We start from the raw sequence: 2,668 nt of genomic DNA, 5'->3' as shown, positions 1-2,668 counted from the left end.
CGCGCTCGTTGATATTGGCCTGGTCCAGCTTGTCGCGGATCTCCCACTTCAGGCCGGCGGGGATGATGTAGCGGGCGTGGAAGTGGGGGTGGGCGGCCAGCCACTCATCCACCCGCGCCGTCGAGCGCGACATGACTGACAGCAGGGCGTACTGGTTCACCACCCGGTCGTCGAGCGATGGCGGCTCCAGAAACAGCAGGAACGGCTCCTCGCTGATCTGCTCCAGCGCTTCCACCGACGGCGCGGCCCGCTCCAGCATCTCCACCGTGAACAGATCAGCTCCCTCCTTCTCCAACTCGCTGCGGAAGGTGGCCGGCAATGACTGGTGAACCTTGACGTAGTCCACGGCCCAGATGACCCCATCTGTCTTGAACTGCTCCAGGTCGGCCGTGGCGAAGTGCATGGCGATGTAGGGGGAGAACGTCCAGTCCATCAGGCGCGTCGGCAGGCCGTGGTGCTGGGCCAGCGTCAGCCAGTTCCAGGTGGAGTCGCGCGGCACGGCGTCGCGCTGGGCGTACTTGCGGAAGTTGCGCACCAGGTGCTTTTCCAGCCGCTCATACGGCCCGCCCAGGCGCATGAGCGAGGTGGACAAGTCGTAGCCGGCATCCGACAGGCCGCGGAAGGCCAATTGGGCGCGGAAGCGCTTGATGTCCGGCTGCCAGACGGGCTGGAAGAGTTTGTCGTGCAGGTCGAGCCAGTTCTCGACGATGATGTCACTCACGCCGGCTCGCCCCCCACCCAGTGCACCCAGGCCAGGCCCGCTCCACGCGCGTTGCGAGCCAGGCGGCGGTCAGCCGTCCAAAGCGGCGCATTTTCCTGCGCGGCCAAGGCTAAGTACTGAGCATCATAGGCCTTGCTCTGACCGATTCGTCTGGCCCACACGAGTGCTTCTCTATCGAGTTCGATAGTGGGTGGAACGAGGATGATCCCGGATGCCAGAACATCCTGCAATGCTTCGACTGCTTCCGCTTCGTCAATCATGCCGATCACGATAGCTTGGCGCAGCGTTGAGGTGATCTCGTATTCCAGGAGAGCGGGCGCAAGTAAATACTCGCCGCGATCCTTCCAGGCGCGCATGAGCCTACTGGTTTCAGAAGCGTAGTTAAGCGGTAAGGCGATGGTCGCGGCTAGATTGGCGTCGATGACGATACTCATGTTTCTCCGCGCAAGACCTGTTCCAGTTCCGCATCCCGTTCTTCTCGCACCTCGCCGACCAGATCGCCCTGATAGACCCCATAACGCGCGGCAATTCGCTCGCGGAGCTGCGTGAGTCGTTCAAGGGCTTCCAGCTCCCGCTGGCGCTGCGCCACGCTATTTCGTTCGGCCAAATACTTCGCCACGGCGGCGCGTACCAGGTCGGATACGCTGCGACCCTCAGCCTCAGCCAATTGATGTAGCGTCCGGTGCTGTTCCGGTTCCAGTAATACTTGTGTGCGGAGTAGATATCCCATCATACACCTCGCCGGTTATTATACACCTACACATGTGTCCCCGTCGCACCCCTGCCGGCCATGGCGCAGACCATCGCCGGCCAGACCTACGTTTTTGACGCGAATCCAGCCGAGCTCAACAGGCTCACCCTTGAGTTCGACGGCTCGGCCGAGGCCGTGGCCCACGTTGCCTCACGCGGCGACCCGGTCGTGTCCCAACCCATCGGCCTGGATGGCGTCTTCCGCTTCTCGACCGGGAGCGACGGCCGGCCGCAGGGACTGCGCGGCTACTGGGCCGATGAGCAGACCTTCTTCCTGGAATATGACGGCATCACCAACAACGACCACACCTTCTTCCAGTTCCGCTTCGTCGGCGACCGGGTCGAGGTGCAGGCCCAGGAGACGGCCCACGAAGTCGGCGCGGCGTTCGAGGGCCGGCTAAAGAATTAGACACGGATGGGACACGGATAGTACGGATTTGACGGATTGACCGTTTTCTCAATGCATTTCAATCCGTTCTATCCGTGTCCCATCCGTGCTTAATTGACAGCCCACGGAACAGCGCCGGGTTGCTCAACACGTCCGTCGAATCCACCCACTGGTCGATCCCGCCCACCCCCGCCGGCAAGACGCGTACCGTCTCGTCGGTGATAGCTTGGCGCAACGCGGCGGCGAAGCGGTCGGCGTGGATGACATGGAACGGCCGTTCATAGAACGGCGAGACCCGCGCCGGCAGCGGTGGCGTCAGCCCCAGCGCGTTGTGGCGCTCGGCCAGATACTCATAGGCCGCCGACAGGTGCGCCTCCCGCTCCGGCCACGCCGCGGCGCGCAGGACGGCCGTCAGGTGGGGCGTCAGTGCTGCCGCGGCGGCCAACTGCTGGAACGCCGTCCCGAACCACTTGACGTAGGGCGCGTACTGCCGCTCCATCAGGAAGGCCAGCCGCATCATGTCGCGCGCCAGCCGGGCGGCCACCAGCGCCGAACCCAACTCGTCGCCCACCTGGCCGCAGCGGCCGACGAACGCCTCCTCCTGGCCGATGCGTCCCCACTGCGTCGCCAGCAGGTAAAGCCACACGTCATACGGGTAGTAGGCCAGTCGGGCGCGGATGGGGGCCAGCTGCCCCAGCCCGTCGTGGAAAACGCCGCCAGCCGTCAGGCTGCGCAACACCTGCGACGGCGCGGCCAGCCACTCCGCCGCGCTCAGGTCGCGGTCGGGGACGAAGCCGAGGTGGTCGCGG

General features: G+C 64.7%; 5 protein-coding genes. 1 reads left to right on the top strand and 4 read right to left on the bottom strand.

Going from position 1 to position 2,668, the window contains the following annotated elements:
• From ACE3UY_RS22915 to ACE3UY_RS22905, 3 genes are all read right to left on the bottom strand, one after another.
• On the bottom strand, positions 1–721 hold a 721-nt coding region (locus tag ACE3UY_RS22915; RefSeq protein ID WP_374689785.1), incomplete at its 3' end, for an FRG domain-containing protein.
• A complete protein-coding gene (locus ACE3UY_RS22910; protein WP_374689784.1) occupies positions 718–1,155 on the bottom strand; it encodes a type II toxin-antitoxin system VapC family toxin in 438 nt (145 codons plus the stop codon). The genes ACE3UY_RS22910 and ACE3UY_RS22915, both read right to left, overlap by 4 nt.
• Entirely contained in the window at positions 1,152–1,454 is a 303-nt protein-coding gene (locus ACE3UY_RS22905; RefSeq protein WP_374689783.1) for a ribbon-helix-helix protein, CopG family, read from the bottom strand. Before ACE3UY_RS22905 ends, ACE3UY_RS22910 begins: the two co-directional genes overlap by 4 nt.
• Positions 1,455–1,511: 57 nt before the next feature.
• On the opposite strand from ACE3UY_RS22905, the gene ACE3UY_RS22900 reads away from it, so the two are divergent.
• Positions 1,512–1,880, top strand: coding sequence for a hypothetical protein (locus ACE3UY_RS22900; protein WP_374689782.1), 369 nt, complete (start codon positions 1,512–1,514; stop codon positions 1,878–1,880).
• A gap of 58 nt (positions 1,881–1,938) precedes the next feature.
• On the opposite strand, the gene ACE3UY_RS22895 is transcribed toward ACE3UY_RS22900, so the two are convergent.
• The coding region (locus tag ACE3UY_RS22895; RefSeq protein WP_374689781.1) for a DUF4037 domain-containing protein at positions 1,939–2,668 on the bottom strand (730 nt) is incomplete at its 5' end.

It is taken from the genome of Promineifilum sp. (SeqCode), from assembly GCF_041918635.1.
Taxonomy (GTDB): domain Bacteria; phylum Chloroflexota; class Anaerolineae; order Promineifilales; family Promineifilaceae; genus Promineifilum.
Note: the sequence above shows the minus strand (reverse complement) of the source record. Positions and strands in the feature narration are given on the sequence as shown.

Bases quoted from the DNA above. Each gene is read 5' to 3' on its own strand.
- ACE3UY_RS22910 (WP_374689784.1), bottom strand. From the start codon at position 1,155: ATGAGTATCGTCATCGACGCCAATCTAGCCGCGACCATCGCCTTACCG.
- ACE3UY_RS22905 (WP_374689783.1), bottom strand. From the start codon at position 1,454: ATGATGGGATATCTACTCCGCACACAAGTATTACTGGAACCGGAACAG.
- ACE3UY_RS22900 (WP_374689782.1), top strand. From the start codon at position 1,512: ATGGCGCAGACCATCGCCGGCCAGACCTACGTTTTTGACGCGAATCCA.